14 protein-coding genes are annotated in these 19,291 nt (G+C 42.9%); 8 read left to right on the plus strand and 6 right to left on the minus strand.

Going from position 1 to position 19,291, the window contains the following annotated elements; all coding sequences use genetic code 11:
- Positions 1-36: 36 nt before the first annotated feature.
- Positions 37-603, minus strand: coding sequence for a GNAT family N-acetyltransferase (locus tag R2S08_RS10035; protein ID WP_316835053.1), 567 nt, complete (start codon positions 601-603; stop codon positions 37-39).
- 153 nt (positions 604-756) lie between these two features.
- On the opposite strand from R2S08_RS10035, the gene R2S08_RS10040 reads away from it, so the two are divergent.
- Complete coding sequence (locus tag R2S08_RS10040; protein WP_316835054.1) at positions 757-948, plus strand: hypothetical protein; 192 nt, start codon at positions 757-759, stop codon at positions 946-948.
- Between the two features lie 119 nt (positions 949-1,067).
- Here R2S08_RS10040 and R2S08_RS10045 read toward each other — a convergent pair whose 3' ends face one another.
- On the minus strand, positions 1,068-1,352 hold the full coding sequence (locus R2S08_RS10045) for a hypothetical protein (protein WP_316835055.1): 285 nt from the start codon (positions 1,350-1,352) through the stop codon (positions 1,068-1,070).
- Between the two features lie 155 nt (positions 1,353-1,507).
- Here R2S08_RS10045 and R2S08_RS10050 point away from each other — a divergent pair, with 155 nt between their 5' ends.
- From R2S08_RS10050 to mobC, 4 genes are all read left to right on the plus strand, one after another.
- Positions 1,508-2,416 carry a CHC2 zinc finger domain-containing protein gene (locus R2S08_RS10050; protein WP_316835056.1) on the plus strand — a complete coding sequence of 303 codons (909 nt, stop codon included), beginning with the start codon at positions 1,508-1,510 and terminating at the stop codon, positions 2,414-2,416.
- A gap of 189 nt (positions 2,417-2,605) precedes the next feature.
- On the plus strand, positions 2,606-2,995 hold the full coding sequence (locus tag R2S08_RS10055; RefSeq protein ID WP_316835057.1) for a plasmid mobilization protein: 390 nt from the start codon (positions 2,606-2,608) through the stop codon (positions 2,993-2,995).
- Positions 2,980-4,293: a relaxase/mobilization nuclease domain-containing protein gene (locus R2S08_RS10060; protein WP_316835058.1), complete on the plus strand. Its 1,314-nt coding sequence runs from the start codon at positions 2,980-2,982 to the stop codon at positions 4,291-4,293. The genes R2S08_RS10055 and R2S08_RS10060 overlap by 16 nt, the downstream gene beginning before the upstream one ends.
- Before the next feature lie 18 nt (positions 4,294-4,311).
- Positions 4,312-6,294: a conjugal transfer protein MobC gene (mobC, locus tag R2S08_RS10065; protein ID WP_316835059.1), complete on the plus strand. Its 1,983-nt coding sequence runs from the start codon at positions 4,312-4,314 to the stop codon at positions 6,292-6,294.
- A gap of 258 nt (positions 6,295-6,552) precedes the next feature.
- Here the strand turns inward: mobC and R2S08_RS10070 are convergent, their stop codons facing one another.
- The 4 genes from R2S08_RS10070 to R2S08_RS10085 form a co-directional block, all read right to left on the minus strand.
- The gene (locus R2S08_RS10070) at positions 6,553-6,732 is read right to left on the minus strand and encodes a helix-turn-helix transcriptional regulator (protein WP_316835323.1); all 180 of its coding nucleotides are present in this window, start codon (positions 6,730-6,732) and stop codon (positions 6,553-6,555) included.
- A 287-nt stretch (positions 6,733-7,019) separates the two neighbouring features.
- Entirely contained in the window at positions 7,020-7,715 is a 696-nt protein-coding gene (locus tag R2S08_RS10075) for a LytTR family DNA-binding domain-containing protein (RefSeq protein ID WP_316835060.1), read from the minus strand.
- A complete protein-coding gene (locus R2S08_RS10080; RefSeq protein ID WP_316835061.1) occupies positions 7,687-8,748 on the minus strand; it encodes a sensor histidine kinase in 1,062 nt (353 codons plus the stop codon). Before R2S08_RS10080 ends, R2S08_RS10075 begins: the two co-directional genes overlap by 29 nt.
- Before the next feature lie 90 nt (positions 8,749-8,838).
- Positions 8,839-8,991, minus strand: coding sequence for a hypothetical protein (locus tag R2S08_RS10085; RefSeq protein ID WP_316835062.1), 153 nt, complete (start codon positions 8,989-8,991; stop codon positions 8,839-8,841).
- Positions 8,992-9,726: 735 nt separating this feature from the next.
- Here R2S08_RS10085 and R2S08_RS10090 point away from each other — a divergent pair.
- The 3 genes from R2S08_RS10090 to R2S08_RS10100 are packed head-to-tail and all read left to right on the plus strand — an operon-like array spanning position 9,727 to position 19,259.
- Positions 9,727-11,271, plus strand: coding sequence for a hypothetical protein (locus R2S08_RS10090; protein WP_316835063.1), 1,545 nt, complete (start codon positions 9,727-9,729; stop codon positions 11,269-11,271).
- 37 nt (positions 11,272-11,308) lie between these two features.
- Positions 11,309-14,887, plus strand: coding sequence for a hypothetical protein (locus R2S08_RS10095; protein WP_316835064.1), 3,579 nt, complete (start codon positions 11,309-11,311; stop codon positions 14,885-14,887).
- 7 nt (positions 14,888-14,894) lie between these two features.
- On the plus strand, positions 14,895-19,259 hold the full coding sequence (locus R2S08_RS10100) for a DUF6443 domain-containing protein (protein ID WP_316835065.1): 4,365 nt from the start codon (positions 14,895-14,897) through the stop codon (positions 19,257-19,259).
- The last annotated feature ends 32 nt before the right edge of the window (positions 19,260-19,291 follow it).

Here is a 19,291-nt window from a genome sequence, read left to right on the forward strand (position 1 = left end):
TTCTACGCGGACTGTATTTATTCCGATACTGACATTTCAATCAAAACTGATTTTGTAGAAATCCTGAATAGAATCAAATCCCGCTTCTAATTTAAATCCAGACCTCTTCAGCACTTTAATGCTGCTTACATTATGTCGGTGAACCACTGCGCCCAACTGTTTCAGGTTCTGACCCCTTATCACTTCAATAAAAACAGGTAAAAGTTTTGACATAATCAGTTTACCGGCATTCGCTCCTGCCAGATAGAACTCAATAAAATGCGGGTATTGCGAAAAGTCATAATGTTCTTTTGCTGTATCGGGGGAAATAATATCAATTAGTCCAATAACCCTCCCTGTTAGTTCGTCTGTAATGAAATGTAAGTAATTCTTTCCTGCATGGAAATTGAGCAGATTTGTTTTCAGAAGCTTTTCGGCCTGTTGAACAGATTGCAATCTCTTTTGGGGAAGGAATTTCAAGGTCATTTCATCGGAAAATATCGCATAAACATCTTGGGCAATACTGCTGATCCTTTGTATTTCTTCAGGTCCGAAAGTGTGGATAAGAAAGTTCCCGTTTTTAATAAAAATTGGATCAAGCATAGCGGCTGCAAAAATAGTCAATGGAAATTTCTAAAAAAAATGGAAAGGCACAGATTACGTCGCAAAGGACACGTGGTCATTGTCGTTTGAATCAAACGGATTATTAAATTCTTAAATAGAAAACACATCATTTACTGTATATCTATTACCGAATATTTTTAACAAAAACGGCAAATGCTAATAAAATTCAATAAAGAGGAAGAGCCTAAAGAAGTAGATCGCCTAAGAATAATTATCAATGGTGTTGAATTTATACTTCATCTTGACCAGGATGAAAAAAAATTGGTTATTCATAAAGATTCCTGGGCCAAGAGTGGAGCCTTATTGGTTGAGCCTCACGTTTCAAACGAAATATTTGTTTCGTAAAAAATCGACCTTATCTGCGCAGGTGCCCTTTGTGCATATCTAAATTACTCTTGCCTGTAAAATCAAAAGAGAGCTTCCGGCTCTCTTTTGATTTTACTGAGTTTGAAACGATGTTGATCCTACTGCTTCAGTGCCAGATTGCTTAACTTCTTATCCAACTCGATTAGACCCGCCTTATCAAGGCATTCTTCCTTCAGCATTTTTATCTCCGCTGCCGCTTCCTTTGGCAGGCTTGCAATAAGCTGCACCAGGCTTCCATCCTTGGCCTTCAGGCCGGCCTCAATAACCTGACTTAGCAATAACACTTTTTTCCTGCTGATGGATAGATTGATCTTTACTGTATCCTCCATGCCAGGAACACTTAACACGGCGTCATAAATGACGCTCACCTCATCTGCTGTCATACACTCATTTTTAATGGTTCAACTTCACCTTCCAAAAGTACATATAGTGCGCTTTGCTATCCTGTGTAAAATTTACATAGGATGTGTTCCTGCCAAACCCTCGCTTTACATTCGTATCCTTTAACAGTAACAGTGCAGAAGGAAAACGGTGAGGTATGGGAATCTGGAAAAAAAGGCTTTCCTGCAAGGAAGTTCGCGAAATAGATATGGTGGCCTATCTGTCCTCGATAGGCTTTGAACCTGCAAAAATTAGAGGCGAAGATTATTGGTATCTTTCTCCATTCAGGGAGGAGAAAACACCTTCGTTTAAAATCAGCGGGAAACGCAACCGCTTCTATGATTTTGGCGAAGGGTATGGCGGTAATCTCATAGATTTCGGTACCCGTTTTCATAAGTGTACCGTTGCAGAATTCCTGGCTCATTTTACTACTGGTTTTTCTTTTCAAAAGCCTATTGCTCTTGCAAACAAAGAAAGGATAGCCGAAGCACCAAAGATTATCATTTCCCTTACCCAGGAAATCTCCGCTCCCGCCCTGATCCGTTACCTTCAACTAAGATGCATTCCATTAACAATTGCCCAGAGCTATTGCTCCGAAATACGATATCACCTTTATGGGAGGAGGTTCTTTGGTCTGGGCTTTAAAAATTACAAAGGTGGTTTTGAAATCCGTAATCCTTATTTTAAAGCCAGTTCCTCTCCTAAAGGCATCACCACTATCCGAAACGGTTTCACTCAGATCGCCATTTTTGAAGGATTTTTTGATTTCCTTTCCTTCCTCGTATTGTTCCCGGATCTGGCTCAAGGCAATACTGATTTTCTGATCCTCAACAGCCTTTCCTTTTTTGATGCTGCCAGGCCCGTAATGGAATCCTACGCAAAGATTAACCTCTACCTCGATCATAATACCACCGGACAAAATTGCAGTCGCCTTGCCTGTTCTCAAAACGGTAAATACAATGACCAAAGTCATTTCTATCAGGGGTACGAAGACCTGAACGATTTTCTATGCCATAGCAATGTGCCTCTTCCAAAATCACCCGGTACAGAAAGCAGGCCCCCCTGACCGTACCATTATTCCCTTTAAGTAAAAAAAAGACTTCCAATTACAGGAAAAATAAGGGGATTACCTGTGAACCCTGTAATCGGCAAGATGAACGGTTGTGCGACAACCGGAATTTTTCTGCCCTTACTCCGGAGTCGTGGTCAGTACCTTTTAAACAACAAATGATTTTTTAAGTGAAAAAGAACAGTGATGAAAGAGAAAAACAATCGCACCAAACGAGTGCATCTGCGTCTTACCGAAGCTGAGTTCCTACAGCTCGATAAGTACTTTAAATCCACAACTGAACGCCGGATCAGTAATTATATCCGCAGTGTCCTGCTACAAAAACCGTTATACAAGGGGGTCGTAAACGAATCTTTAAAAGACATAATGGCAACGCTCTTTGAACTCCGCAAAGACTTCAATGGGATTGCCAATAACCTCAACCAGGTCGTCCATAAGCTGCACACCCTTGATCGGTATCCCGATATAAAAGCATGGACCCTGCTCTTTGAAATGGACAGGAAGGCCCTTCAGAAAAGCATGGAGGAAATGAGATTGTACATCAACAAGACCGCCGAGAAATGGTTGCAATCCTAAGCCCCGGCGAGTCGATCCGCAACAGTTTTTACTACAATGAGAACAAGGTAAAAGAAGGTGTGGCCTCCCTGTTGCATGCGCAAAATTATCCCCTGAAACTCGATGAACTGACCGAGAAAATGCGGCTGGGAATGTTGCAGAAACTGGCCGGACTCAACACCAGGGCAAAGGTAAATAGCCTGCACATTACCCTGAATTTTGATCCTTCGGAAAGCCTTTCCAAAGAGCGTCTCATAGAGATTGCGGATACCTATATGGATAAGATTGGCTTTGGGAACCAGCCCTATCTTATCTACCAGCACTTCGATGCCGGTCACCCGCATGTGCATTTGCTGACCACTAATATCGAAGCCTCCGGTGATCCGATCAGCCTGCATCACCTGGGCATCCGTAAGTCTGAACCGGCGAGGAAAGAGATCGAAATCAGCTACAACCTGGTACGGGCCGAATCCCATCCAAAGGCGGAAAATGTATTAAAACCTGCATACAATTCAAAGGTTATCTATGGGCGTTCGGATTCCAGAAGAGCTATAGCCAATGTACTTAACGCCCTACTGAAAACTTATCATTACAGCTCCCTTCCCGAACTGAATGCATTACTTGGACAGTATAATGTAAGGGCGGACAGAGGCACTAAAGATTCTCGTGTATATCAAAATAATGGACTGCTGTACCGCATCCTGGATGATCAGGGTAAAGCGGTCGGTGTGCCTTTGAAGGCTAGTGCATTCTATAATAAACCAACCTTAAACGCCCTGAATGAGCAGTTTGCCTTGGGAGATAAAGCAAAGGTACCTTTTAAAAAGCGCGTTAAAAACACGATTGACCTCGCCTTACGTACACCCGGCCTAGATAGCCTGGCCCGCCTCGCAGAAGTCCTTAAGCCGGAAGGTATCCATACGGTAATACGGCGCAGCGAAGCAGGGATCGTTTATGGAATTACCTATGTAGACCATAAGAATAAATGTGTCTTTAATGGCCGCGATCTGGGAACAGCATATAGTGCCAAAGGCATTGCGGATAGGATATGTCCCCTGCCAGAACTAGCCCCGTTTGCAGTGCAACAATACCGTAGTTTTCCACTCAATCAGGTTCCTGTTCCCTTTCTGCCACCCCGTTGGCATGGCCCTCCCTCGGTATTAACCACTACAAAAGACTTCCACGGGAACACTCAGGTTTATAACGGCCAGAGCCTATTCTGGCAAATGATGGAGCCTGAATACACTACAGATTATGTGCCCTACGAATTCAGCGGCAAGAAGAAAAAAAAGAAAAAGAAAAAATCCAATAACACTTAACAGACAAAAAGCATGGGTATGCAGACAGGTGAAAACGAACAGGCATTGAGGAAGATTCTGGATATGACCAGGCTGATCAGCATTGTATTACTCCTTATTCATTGTTACTATTATTTATATGCTGCCTTCCACAGTTGGCAGTTCACTTCTGAATTTTCAGACCGCTTGCTCGGCAATATCCGTAGTACCGGACTCTTCAGCAATTTCCATAAATCAAAATTAATTGCCCTGGTATTTCTGATCATATCCTTGCTCGGAGCAAAGGGAAAGAAAGATGAAAAGATGAATTACAAGACCGCAATGGCTTATATCATTACCGGTTTATTGCTCTATTTTTTCAGCTTTCTTGCCCTGTTACCCAAGATGGATATCATGGTCCAGGCCATGACCTATATGGGCATCCTGGCAATCGGTTTCTTATTGATGCTCTCCGGTGGTACGCTTCTTTCCAGGATTATAAAGGATAATTTAAAGGACGATATTTTCAATTCAGAGAATGAAACCTTCCCTCAAGAGGAGCGGCTATTGGAAAATGAGTATTCGGTAAACCTCCCTGCCCGGTACAAATTGAAGGGCAAGTGGCGGCGATCATTTATTAACTATATCAATATTTTTCGCGCGGTTTTAGTACTTGGAACCCCAGGGAGTGGGAAAAGTTTTTTCGTTATACGACACTTTATAACACAAACAAGTGCCAAACAGTACACTCAATTCATCTTTGACTTCAAGTATCCGGACCTTTCGGTAATCGCTTATAATTCCTGGCTAAAGAACAAGCACCTTTATAAAGTAACGCCGGCATTTTACGCCATTAATTTTGATGATCTATCCCGTAGCAACCGTTGTAATCCCCTTGATCCAACGCAGATGCTGGACATCACCGATGCTACAGAATCGGCGCGTACCATCCTTTTAGGTCTTAACAAATCGTGGATAGTGAAGGTTGGGGATTTCTTCGTGGAGAGCCCAATCAACTTGGTTACAGCGGTCATTTGGTATCTAAAAAAGTATCAAGGTGGCACCTTCTGTACCTTACCTCATGTCATAGAATTTCTCCAGTTAGAATACGATTTCCTATTCACCTTGCTTCGCTCAGAAAAGGAAATTGAGATCCTAGTAAATCCCTTCATCAATGCTTACATCAATGATGTGATGGAGCAACTTGAAGGTCAGATTGCCTCCGCTAAGATCGCTTTGGGCCGACTGGCATCTCCTTCTTTATATTATATTTTAAGTGGGAATGACCTCAGCTTAGACATTAACAACCCTACGGCACCTAAGATTCTTTGTATCGGCAGCAATCCCCAGAAGTCACAAATCTATGGCGCTGTGATCAGTTTGTTTGTCAACAGGCTTTTGAAAATCGTTAATCAGAAGGATAAACTAAAGAACTGTTTAATCTTCGACGAGTTCCCGACGCTGTTCTTAAATGGCATCTCCAATCATATTGCCGTTGCCAGATCAGCAAAATCGGCTACCGTATTAGGCCTTCAGGATATGGCGCAACTCCGTAAAGATTACGGTAAGGACGAAGCCGATGTGATTATGAATATCGTGGGCAATGTGATATCCGGCCAGGTGATGGGCGATACCGCAAAGCAGCTCAGTGAAAGGATCGGCAAGATCATGCAGGACCGTCAAAGTCTATCCATTAATTCCGGTGACACTTCTATAAGTAAATCAAAACAACTGGAATCTGCCGTACCTGCAAGCAAAATTGCAGGACTAAGTAGTGGTGAATTTGTAGGCATGGTGGCCGATGATCCGGATAACAAGATCCCGCTAAAAGCCTTTCATTGTGAAATCCTCAATGATATACCAGCCATTCAAAAGGAAGAAAAGGCTTACAAAGAGATACCTGTAATCCGGAAAATAGACCGGGCAATGGTGGAAAGAAATTTCCTGCAAATAAAGCAGGACATTCAGGAAATTGCCCATTCTGAAATGAACAGGATGATGAATGATCCGGCAACGCAGCATCTTGTCATCAGGAAAAATTAAATCCAAAATCCAGCCAGCGGTATTGCATTACATCTGCTGCTGGCTGGATCAATTTACGTTCAATTATGTAGCCTTGAATTATTACATTGTTAAGTGTCTATTTATTTTGCTTGTTCAATTGCTCCAACAGGATGTCATTTTTTTGCGCTCAAGTTGGGCTATGCTTTCGTACAGCTCTACTATTTTGTCAATTGGATTAAAGGTCCAATTAAAGTTGAATCCTGAACATTGCTCATTGAAAATATTCTGTATCGTACTCTATTCATTGAAGGTCTCTATAGCCTCAACAGAAACGCCGAGCGCTTCTGCTATCTTGATAAGTTTGTCTTCTTCTTTAGTATCTGACTTCTCGATTTTTGAAATGGCCTGGCGTGTCTTTTTAAGATAGTCTGCCAATTCTGCCTGGCTAAACCCTCTCAACGTTCTGATTTTTTCAATCTTTTACCGATCGGGGTAAAGAATTGCTTATCCATATTTAAGAAATACTTGTTAATAGTGTTAAAAATAAAGGCTGACCAGAAACGCGATATAATAACATTATGTTACCGATGCGTGACACATTGTTATGCTTGGAAACGAAAATAAAACAATAGAACTGTTTTACAGATTCCAAGAATTTTTTACAAGTAATAAAAGGTTATATTAATCGTTTTTTGATCCTTCGCATGGACCATGATATTACTACTTTATTTCAGTTCTAATCAACATGCCATAGTACTGCAGAATTATTTTGACCTGAATTTTTTCAAATTGTCTTTGAAGGCTGCACCTAATTTAATTACATCGCCATTATCCATAATAACATCCCCATGTATTGTTTTGGTTATCCTCTTCCGGTTTACGATGCAGGATCTGTGAACTCTTACAAAGAGTGATTTTGGAAACAATATTTCCACATTAATGAGCGGTAGTGCAACCTTTGCCTTCATATCGTTTAAATGTGCAGTAGAAAAGTATCCACTTGCCTCGATGTAAACTATCTCCTTGAACGGAATTTCTTGCACACCTGAGACTGTTTTCATGGGATAGGTTTGCGCCCCCTCATCTTCAACGAAATCTCTGGCAGCCGGAAAAATGGCCTCTATTTTTTGAATTGTTATTGCGATACGGTCAAAACGAAAAGGCTTAACAATAAAATCAATGACATTTGCGAAGGCAAGAGCATCAATAGCATTCTTTTCGTTTGCAGTAATAAACACTACCTTATTGCTAATTAACCGAACCAATTCAAGCCCGGTTATTTTTTTCATACTGATGTCGAGAAATACCACATCCACTTTGGTAACTTTTAAGAACTCAAGTCCCTCGAAGGGATCAGTGGTAAACCCGACAATATCAATCACTGGAATTTTTTCCAGCTCTCTTTTCAATTGCACAATTGCAGCAGCCTCATCATCTATGATATAGCATTTGATACTCATTGGATTCGTGCATTAGATTTTTGATGAACAACTTGATTTCGTAGTCTAAATGGGATTCATTGGTTTCGAGTGTATACTCATCTTTGTAGTATCGGTCTAGCTGGCTGCGAATGTACCGAATGCCGATACCCGTAGAATCATCCTTTCTGTTCCCTTTCTTATTGTAAACATACATGCTGAAATCATCATCATCCTGCTTCAAACTGATAATGAGCCTGTCTTCCGGATTCATAAAGGTCCCATGCTTAAAAGCGTTTTCTACAAAGGCAACCAATACATGTGGTGTAATATTGACGTTATCGCAAATAGCGATATCATATTCTACCTGAGCACCCGGATATCTCCAAACAAAAATATTGACCAGGCTATCAATTGCCCTAAGCTCATCAAAGAGCGGTATTTTTCCATTTTCATCAGCTTCAGTAATACACGTACTAAAATAGTTGGATAAATCTGCGAGCACGTCGGCTACTTCAGGCGAATTTTCCTGTGCCTTCGATCGGATATATTCCATTGTATTTATAAAAAAATGAGGGTTGATCTGAGCGCGTAATGCAGCATTCTCCAGAAGGAGTTTTTCTTTTTCAGCTTCTTGCTTGTCTAAGGCGCGTCCATCTTTTTCTTTTGCTAGAAGCTTTTGGCCAAACCAGTATCCTGCAGAAAATATTAGAAAGTTCAATGCTTGGAAACTAAATATTGTAACTAGCGGTTTTAATGATAGCCCTTGAGCGGAAGATTGTCGATTGAACAAGGCTGGAAAAACATGCAGGAATGCGAAGTATTTTAGTCCAAAATTCATTACAAGTATCAATAGTAATGCGATCACATAGGGCAAATATCCTTGCCTGCTCAAGAAGCGTCTTAGAACAATGATATGCGAGTAAAATACCAGGGCAGCAACGATGTAAGATGTTACCGTTTCAGGGATTGCGGCGATGAATCCTTCGTTATCTGAATATACGCTTAACGTTAAAATGGTATAGCATATCCATGCAACGATATGCCACAGAATGGTTTTAGGTAGCCTTGGCATTTGGTGGTGGGTGTTGGTGTTATGAAAAATCAGACGGTAATAATACCGTCTGATGTAATAGTAACAACTTTAGTTTAAATAACAAAAAAATTAACATCGGGGAGCGATCGTGCATAGTGCTGTTCCCGCCGGAGAACAGCCAACACCTGTATCGCCTCCTTTGATTTTCAATGATTGACCTTGTCCCATACTCAGGATCTTGATCTTTTTCAGTTCTACCTTTTTGGATTGTTTCTTTTGCATTTTTAGTTGGTTTAAGTTATTGCATATAGCAAAATAAATATTTAATCAATTAAAAAAGACGGGTATTTTAAGCTTAATGTTTAGTGTTCGGCCAAAAAAAAGCCTATTCAGCTCAAAACTTATCATTCGGCTTAAAAAAGTGCTATTCCACACAATAATTTTTCTGTTCTGATTTCTGCAAATATTATTGCTATGCAAATAAGGTTAGTTGTTTGGTTTGAAGAGTCCTTCTATTGTAGTTTGAAGGGCTCTTCTTTTAACCTAAGTGAGGTGTTATAAAATGATGTTCTGAAATATTGCCAATCTAATATCTAATAAAGCAGTATGAAAATGGAAAACATACCTGAAACAAGATTTGAAGTCATTGCAATGGTCATAGCATTTGCAAGCTTGGTGTTTGGATAGTACGGGAAATTCCTCCACCCTAAAAAGTGGAGGGTTTCCTTTTCTTAAACCAGAAATTAAGTTATGATAAAAAAAACAGGTTTTTACCTGTAGGAGAATTCGGAAAGGAGTATAATATTTGCATCCGCATTGATACGAGCTACCCAAATATCATATCTGTATAGTTATCTAATATTTTAAGTGCAGTGTTTTTTTGAACATTGAAAGGAGCATAACTTTCAATTATACCATTAACGACCATCCATTTTAATGATTTCCTGACGAGCTATGACTCTGAAGGTTATCGGTATGCCCGTTTTCATTTTGTTAAAGCTTATATAATCACTAACAATGCAGCAATTGTTCTGGTTTTGCTTGGCTTACTTATTTGCCTTCCTGCTATGCAATCAGGGGCAAAAATGTTATGCACAAGAAATACCGGAAAGCATTAGCTATGCCCAAAAGTATTTGGATAACCGCAGTGCTGATCTAACTACATACCTCAGCCGTTCGGGAAAAATACAACAGCGCTTACTCAAAAAACTGAAGCACAAGGAAGGTAAAATAGCCCGAAAACTGGCAGCAAAGGATTCTACTTTGTACTGGCAGTACATGCAGCAAAGACTAAGCTACGACTCCATAGCTAGGTTATCGCAGGATACCAGCGCCTTGAACCACCTGGCTGCAAAGAAAAGAGGCCTGGTAGACAGCCTTAAAGGTGTACAAAATTTCATCCAAAAACAAAGCGGCAAATTGGGCGGTGCTACCGCATTAGTGGATAAGGCAGGGATCAATACGCCTTATACCGCCGAGTTGAACAAGCTGCAACAGCAGCTAAGCGGACAACAGCATATAGACGATCTGATCAAACAGCGTACCGGTAACCTCGAACAACTGGCCGTTGGCCAAAACATAAGCGGCCTGCAAAGCATACAAAAGAATGTGTATTATGCCCAGGAAAAAATGAAGGCTTTCAAAAAGCTGGCCGATGATCCGGATGAGGCTGAAGAAGAAGCCCTGGAATACCTGCAGGGCACCGAGGGCTTTAGCCAATACCTCAATGGCAATCAGGATGCCTTTGGCGGACTGAGCAATAATGCAACTGCCGAAGACCTGCAAAGAATGGGCTACCAGACCAAGAGCCAGGTAAACGCCATGCTGCAACAAAAGTTAGGTAATAATCTCAGTGCTGTGCAGCAACAAATGGCCCAGCAGGTACAGGATTACAGCGAAAAACTAAACGAGATTACGGGTAAAGTGAGCGAAGCTAAGAAAGGGATCGCTGAGGCCAAACAAACTATAAATGAAGCCAAGCAAACAAAAGATAAACTAAAACACATAGAGAAACCCGCTTTCCAAAAGAACCCCGAACGCGGAAAGCCCGTCTCGCAAAGGCTGGAAACACAATACAACTTCCAGACTAGTCGAGCCGGTACCGATGAGCTGCGCCCGGCCATGCTGGAACTGGGCGCTTCCGTTGCTTTTAAGCACACACCCAGGTTAAGCTATGGCATCGGTATAAGTTTGAGCACCGGCCTGGGCAGGAACTGGCAAAACATCAGGCTTACTTACGAAGGGGTAAGTGCCCGAGCCTTTGCCGACTGGAAAGCACTGTATGGCTTCAGCCTGCAGGCAGGTTATGAAAGAACCTTTCGCCCCGCAGACAGGCCTTACCTGCCCGAACATCAAAATAACCCCACACCCACACAGCCCCCAGCCAATAATGCCTTAAAAGATGCCTTCGGCGGTCAGCAGCAAGCCGCCTATGTCGGCATCATGAAACGTTACCGTATAAATAGTAAAGTAAGCGGCACTTTCCTCATAGGCTACAATTGTCTGTGGCAGCAGGAAGCGCTGAGATCACCATTCCTAATACGATTTGGAGCCATTAAATAATAAACTAAAAAACACTATAAAAAGCAAATACAACCCTATGATCAGAAAACTTTTGGCATTAGCCTCTTTGCTCCTACTTTCCGGGAGAATGTGGAGTAGCCCCCCTCCTGGTCCCGATATAGAACAGCAACTTGGTAAAATCACAACCCCATCAGCCACAGTTGCCAGTTTGCTGAAGTTTACGGATATTCCTATTAGCTACTACACAGGAACTCCTAATATTTCAGTGCCGATCTACACCATCAATACAGGCAAGCTTAATTTACCAATTACGCTCAAATATGGAGCTTCCGGTATCCGTGTTTCAGAGAACGCTAGTAATGTGGGGCTTGGATGGTCGCTCTCAGCCGAAGGCGTCCTGCAGGAGTCGGTAATGGGTATACCCGACAATAACAGCTATCATCAGAATGGCCTGGGTTGGGACAATGCCGCCCTACTCAATACCAATCCCACGGACCAGGCCCTACTTGAATCCCTTTCTACCGGTGGGCTTGACGGTGCACCGGACATTTATACCTTTAATTTTGCTGGTTACAGTGGTAAGTTCATTTATGCCGATGTTATCCGCACACTACCACAGCAAAACCTGGCCATTACCACCTATTTGAATGGAAGTGGCAAGCCGGAGTGGAAAGTCGTACTCCAGGACGGTACCCAGTATTTCTTTGGGATCATTGAAAACATCGCCAACCGGACTTCGCAATCCATCACCCGCTCCAGGACCTGGTACCTTACCAAAATCGTAGATGCTAACAATACGGATTCTATAGCCTTTGCCTATGAGCCCACTGTAACAACAGAAGTAATTGGCCGAAGCTATTATTTCTACGCTTGGAGGCCAACTTCACAGATGGTGCTGCCTTTCGACGATGACATGCAGCCCAATGACCCACCTAAGCCGGGGAATTACAACCAGATCGAGCAGATCAGCCAGGGCTGGCAACTTAAGACCATTACCTGGAACCAGGGCAGCATTGAATACGATATTGCCTATGATCGACAAGATATGGCTGCTGGCAGCCCTAGAGTAAAGAACCTTTTTCTGAAGAATAAGGATGGCGAAACGATTCGCGTAATCCACCTGGAACATTCTTATTTTCAAACGCCTAATGTTAACGATGAAATGGGAAAAAGACTAAGATTGGAATCGGTGACCTTTGCTCCCGACCTCAATAGTTTAAGCGCTTCGACTGCTTACAAATACGCCTTTGAATATGATCCACTTCCTTTACCAAGTAAGCTCTCCAACCGGATTGACCATTGGGGTTTCTACAATGGTGCATCAATAAATGATTCAAGGGGACTCATTCCCAGTTTCACATATCCAGGCATGAACTATTATGGCGCTAATCGCAATGCCAACCCGAATTTCACCAAAGCCGCCATGCTGACTAAGATGTATTATCCCACCGGAGGTTATGCTGCATATACCTGGGATGTACATGCTAAAAACTATCCCACTCAATTGTTGGATAGCGTCATTGTATATACCGATACGATCATTCAAATGGAATTTGCCTGCGATAGTACGGAAGAATTACAGGGAGAGTGGGAAGATCATATTTCCATACCGACAACACCTACAGACCTCTTTGGTAGTGGTGTTGCGGCAAATTGGTATATTTCCATGTCAACAGTTGGCAATATCCCACTGACTGTAAATCATGCTGCAGGTGGCGGGTGGCTTCTGGAAAGGCCCAATGGCAGTAGTCTAAGTACTACACCAGTGATTCCGGCATCCAAAACGTTTACCCATCAGACAATTCAAATGTACCAATATGATAAAGATGTCACCTTGCTTCCTGGAAAATATTATGGTATAAAAGGGCATATTAACGCACCTGGTTTTGGAATACAGGTAGGCCTAAAAGCAAAATGGCCAAAAAAAGTAGCTAACACCTATACTCCCCCCAGCGATTACCTTGGAGGTTGCCGTATCCGCAAGATTGTGCTCTTCGATACATTTACCCGAAAAACCGTAGTCAAAAACTATGAATATTCCCTTCCTTCTTTTGTCCCTGTACCTGAATACCACCAACCGCTTTTAAAATATTTTTTCTATAATAATGGCAATCCGCCGCAAGGAAATGCCACCGACTGCTCGTTTTACCTGCCCATTGAAGGAATGTCTGTAAGTTCCAATAGCGTCCATAATATAAACGCCGGTGTACAGTCAGGTTATAGTTGGGTAAAGGAGACCATTGGCAACGGAGCGGATGGTTCCACCGTATATAATTTTACTAACTTCAATGAACTGGATATGCATGGCGAATTTCCCGCCAGTTGGCGTTATGGAAGGCTTACGCAAAAAAGTGAATACACCAACTTGAATGCAGAAACCAGGAGGACGACTTATAGTAACGTAACATCGCTCAACCCCGCCGAAAATTTCGCCGGACATACAGCCTCCCGTATCGCAGCCCACCCTTGTTATAGTCCCGGGGGCATGTATCTGACTAATTACGACCAAAAGGTATATAGCTTCCCCTGTGACTGGATCTATACCGACACTGTAAAAGTTGAAGATTATATGACCGGAGTAACGACGGTAACCGTGAACAGTTATGATAACCCACAACACCGTGAAATAACCCGCTCGACTACCTTTTTATCAGACGGCAGCAAACAGACCAATTTTATTAAATATCCTACCGATTACACATTCGGGAGCGCACCCTCTGGAGACGCTGCCGCCATAGCCCAATTGCAACAGCGGCATATGCATAATACACCTGTAGAACAATACACGCAGAAATGGTTACCAGGCAGCAGCCAGGCCTTAACCTTGGGCGGCAACTATACCCAGTTCGGAATTGTTAATTTGACAGCTACTGGCGTAGTACAGACCGGGATGCAAACATTGGATATTAATGCAGAGATCAACAATTTTCAACCATCGGCCGCAAATACCAATACGCTTACCAAGGACAGCAGGTACACAATCAAAGGAACCATTGAAGAATATGATGGTCGTTTTAATCCGTTGAGCATACTCGGAGAAGGAAATGCCAAGGTCGGTTATATCTGGGGCTATGATAACACCATCCCAATTGCCATAGTACGAAATGGCTACTACAGCAATAAAAGAGCTTTCACCAGCTTTGAAAAAAATGCTGCCGGGGGCTGGTCATTTAATCCAACCGCTGTAATAACGACAGATCATTTCACCGGCAAAAGCGCTTATAACCTGAACCTACCTGGAGCCGATATAACCTCTACTCCCAACGACAATAAGCCTTATATACCTGGTAACTACATCATTTCCTATTGGAAGAAGGGCGGTTCGGTAAATGTGGCGGGTACCATTACGATGACCACAGGCATAACTACACCCGAGGGCTGGACCTATTGTGAACACCTGGTCAATGAAGGTACACCACCCATAGCGCTCCAAATCACCGGTACGGCGTTAATCGATGAATTACGGTATTATCCAAAAGATGCCCAGATGGAAAGCTTTAATTACGAACCCCTGATCGGTATTACCAGTCGGGACGATGCCGGAAGTCATGTTGTCCGGTACGAGTATGATGCGATGGGCAGACTGAGCGTGGAGAAAGATGTAAACGGCAACATTCTTAAAAAATACACCTATCAATACCTGGGAGATCAATAATAAAGCCATGAAAAAAACAATTCAATATATAGTATTCGTTACCCTTGTTACGGCTAGTAGCGCAAGTCCAGTTCAAGCGCAGCAAGTCTCCAATCCTGCAACCAACCTGCCCGTTGATCCTGGCCCACTGACACCCAGCGGACCCTATCCGGGTTTATCAAGCTTGTTTGGCCCCAACAAATACAATTATGTACGCACTCAGGTGCCAGATGTACCTTCAGCTACATGGCCTCCACCATCAGATCGTTACCGGCAGACCACGGAATATCTCGATGGTTTGGGAAGGTCGATGCAGACGGTAGCCAAAAATGAACATGCCGATAACTTCGATATCGTGAGCCAGAAGGTGTATGATGCCGGAAGTGGAAAGGAAACATATACGTACTTGCCTTTCGCAGCCCCTGTCTCCACATCTAATGGGAATCTTCATATCCCCGTGGCATCCAGAATAAAGCACTTCTACGATGCCAACGGGCCGGATGAGGAACCTTACAGCAAAACGGAGACAGATAATTCGCCGGTGAACCGTATTACCAAACAACTCTTACCCGGCAGAAATTGGGTAGGTAGCAACCGGGGAAAAGTTAACGACTATTGGTGCAATACCGCACCCGAAGGGGTACGGATTTTTACCATCGGCAACAATCTAGCCGATGTACCCATTACAAATGCAGCCTATGCACCATTTGTCCTATATGTTGATCAGGTTACGGACGAGGATGGCAAATATAGCCTGGAGTATAAAGATAAAAGGGGCTTGCTTATCTTGAAAAAAACAAGGATTTCGGGAACCGGTCCAGCCCATGATGGATTTGCCTGTACCTACTATGTCTATGACAACCTCAACAGGTTGCGTTATGTGATCCCGCCAAAAGCAGTGGCGGCTATCACCACCTCCTGGAATGTTTCGTCAGTCACTAATCTATGCTACAGCTATTTTTATGACAGTAAAAACCGGGTGATTGAAAAGAAGATCGCAGACAAGGGTACTGAATACTATGTTTACGATAAGCGGAACCGGCAAGTACTATATCGGGATGGTAATTTAGAACTTGCAGGTCAATGGATGTTAACCATCTACGATCCGCATGACAGGCCAATTAGTACTAGTATATATGCTTCCAGCGACAATAGAACAACCTTGCAGGGGTATATGGATGACAACTCGGCCTTCACCGCCCCCAATTTGTTCTATTACCTTAAAAATTATGGGCCACAACAAGAATACCCTGGCAGCACAACGGCACATATGCTGAGCTATATCTACTATGATAATTACGATCAAATCGCACTCCTCGATTTTGATCAATCCCAGTTTAGCAATATTACCATACCACCAGATAACTCTATCAGTCCTCCAACGTTATCGAATCAAGTTCGCGGATTAGTAACCGGCACCAAAGTTCGGGTTGAAGATCCGGAAAGCCCGAACGATGAAGTCTGGTTAACAAGCGCCAATTATTATGACGATAAAGGCAGGGTAATCCAGGTGAAATCCCAAAATCTTAAGGGCGGGATTGAGATCAGTAGTAATCTTTATTACTTTCAGGGTAAGCTGTGGAAAAATATCCTAAGACATCAAAATCCTGACGCTCGTCCTATTGCCGGAACAAATGATGGCGCACATGCGGCTTACACAATTTATACCACTAATGCCCTCAACCTGCATCAGGGAGGTGGCAACGACCAGATAAGAAGTATGACGCAAAAGATAGACGGTGGAATTGAATATCAGTTTGGCAATTACTTTTATGATCATTTGGGGCAGGTAGTTGTAAAGCAGACTCCGGCAGCCAATTTTCTGCAAGAATACAATATCCGGGGCTTGCTTAATCATATCCAAGTCGCCAATTTCAATAATGAAGCAGATAGTATCCGACTGTTTGAAGAGAACCTCTACTATGACAAGGGCTTTGCTAGCAAACTGTACAACGGCAATATTGCAGGCATCACCTGGCGCAAAGCGGGTACCCTGGCACCCGTAGAAGCTTATGGCTATAGCTACGATGCTCTAGACCGGTTGACTCATGCCGAGTATGCCCGCAAAAACACGCAAAATAATTGGGTAAAGACAGCTTACGATTATACGGCTTCCAACATCACCTACGATATTAACGGCAACATTTTATCGATGAACCAACGTGGCATTAATCCGCCGGCGATCAATACACCCATCAATATGGACCAGTTGACCTACAATTATGCAGCAGGCAGCAACCAATTGATTAAAGTGATCGACGCAGTAAATCCGGCCAGCACAATATCTCTTCCCGATTTTAAGGACAATCCCAATGTAAACCATCCTCAGGAATACTACTATGATGCTAATGGGAACCTTGTAAAAGATGAGAATAAGGGAATTGGCGCAATCAAATACGGCCATCTCAACAAACCCGAAACCATTAGTATAGACTTTAAGGGAAAGATTACCAACGTATATGATGCATCAGGAAATAAGCTGCAAAAAAGAGTGTATGACAAAAACACGGACAAGACGGATACCTTTGATTATATCGGTAACTTCGTTTATAAGAATGATACTTTGCAATACATTACAAACGGGGAAGGCAGGGCAAGACCGGTTGCTAATCCGCTACAGGTCACAAAGTTCATTTATGATTACTTTGTTAAGGATCATCTGGGCAATGTACGCAGTACGGTGACGGCCAAACCTATAGATGCACAGTATTTAGCCAGCTACGAAATTGCCATGGCCAATGTAGAACAACTGGTCTTTGACAATATTGCAAATGTGAGGAACGCCAAACCCGTTGATGGAAAGCCCGGCGACAACATGGCGGCCCGGTTAGATGGCGGTGATCCGGCAAGGCGAGTAGGCACGGCTATTATGTTGCAGGTAATGCCGGGCGACCGCTTTACGATCAGCACAGATGCCTATTACGAGGGCGATTACCAGCAAAGCGACGTAGAAGGAAGCCAGGCGATAATAGAATCACTAATGGGCGCTTTACTCAATGGCAATACCTATGCGGGTGTACCGATTGCTGAACTACCTGATAATGTAAAGACGATCACAAGGGCTTTAAATAATCCTGCACTGGCAGGACAATTGGAAAACCTGATCCAATCCGATAACAATAGCAATGCACCGCGGGCACATCTGAATGTACTATTCTTCAATGATAAATTGGAACTGGTTCCAGGAGGCAGCAGTATTACCCAGGTACCAGTGGTTCCACAAGGTGGCTCTTTGAGCGGATTTATGACCCTTGTTCCTAATGCGCAAAGCCAATATGGTGTAGGAACGCAGCAGGTATGTTGCACTTCCCCCGGACCTGGATATGTAATTATCTATGTAGACAACCAAAGTATAGGAAAGGATGTGTGGTTTGACAATATTATGATCGAGCATTACACGGGCAAGGTACAGGAAGAGAATCACTATTATCCGTTTGGGTTAACAGTACAGACTGCACTGGAACCTAACCATGTGAATCAGCCTTACAAGTTTAACGGCAAAGAGCTGGAAAAATCTTTTGGAATGGAAACGTACGATTTCGGAGCAAGGATACAAGATCCCCAAATTGGAAGGTGGTTCGGTGTAGACCCCTTGGCCGATGCGGTTAGGCATGAATCCCAATACGCCTACGCCAGCAATAATCCTGTTAAAAACATTGATAAAGATGGGATGTTAACATTGGCTTATAACAGACAAGATGCACTAGATGCAGGTGTCACTAACGAGGCATTAAGAACTTTTGAAACCGTTGTCCGCAACGTAGGGAATCTATTAAATGGAAATCCCCAGTTGATGGAAGCCATGAAAAATACTACAGGATGGAGCGAAGATCAGATCAAACAACAACTCACATTTGGGGAAGGTGCAACAATCAATCTTACTAGAACTGGCCAATCCCAATCGGATGCTACTGGAATGACCATGGACATAAATATGATTAAACAACTGTCAGCTATTGATCCATCTGATCAAGCTGCCTATGGCAAACAACTCTTTACACTTGCCTTATTCATGCTTCACGAGTTAGGTCATATAGGCGATAAACAAAACAACGGTGGCTTAAACACAGGGCAATATGATGTACATGACCAGCCAGAAGGCGAAGGTAGGCGCTCAATGAAGGACGTCAAATTTGATTCACAAACCAGAAGTGATGCGAGAAGATCAGGCACTCAAAAATGGCATATATCGCTTACTGGCCATAGAGGAACAGACATCGAGGTTGTAGGATTTGGGGTTAAAATGGGGATTAAAGATGATGGAACCGCCGATTTTGACAAAGGCAAATTTCCTTACTATACAAAATTCTCAACAGCAACTTTACCTGCTATTCCTGCGCAACTCCCAGATAATGCGAAGGCTGAAAATATTCAATCAACATTAGGTCTTTAATATGAAAAAACGCACGCTTATTTCCGCTATAT

Source organism: Pedobacter nutrimenti, from assembly GCF_032678445.1.
Taxonomy (GTDB): Bacteria; Bacteroidota; Bacteroidia; order Sphingobacteriales; family Sphingobacteriaceae; genus Pedobacter; species Pedobacter nutrimenti_A.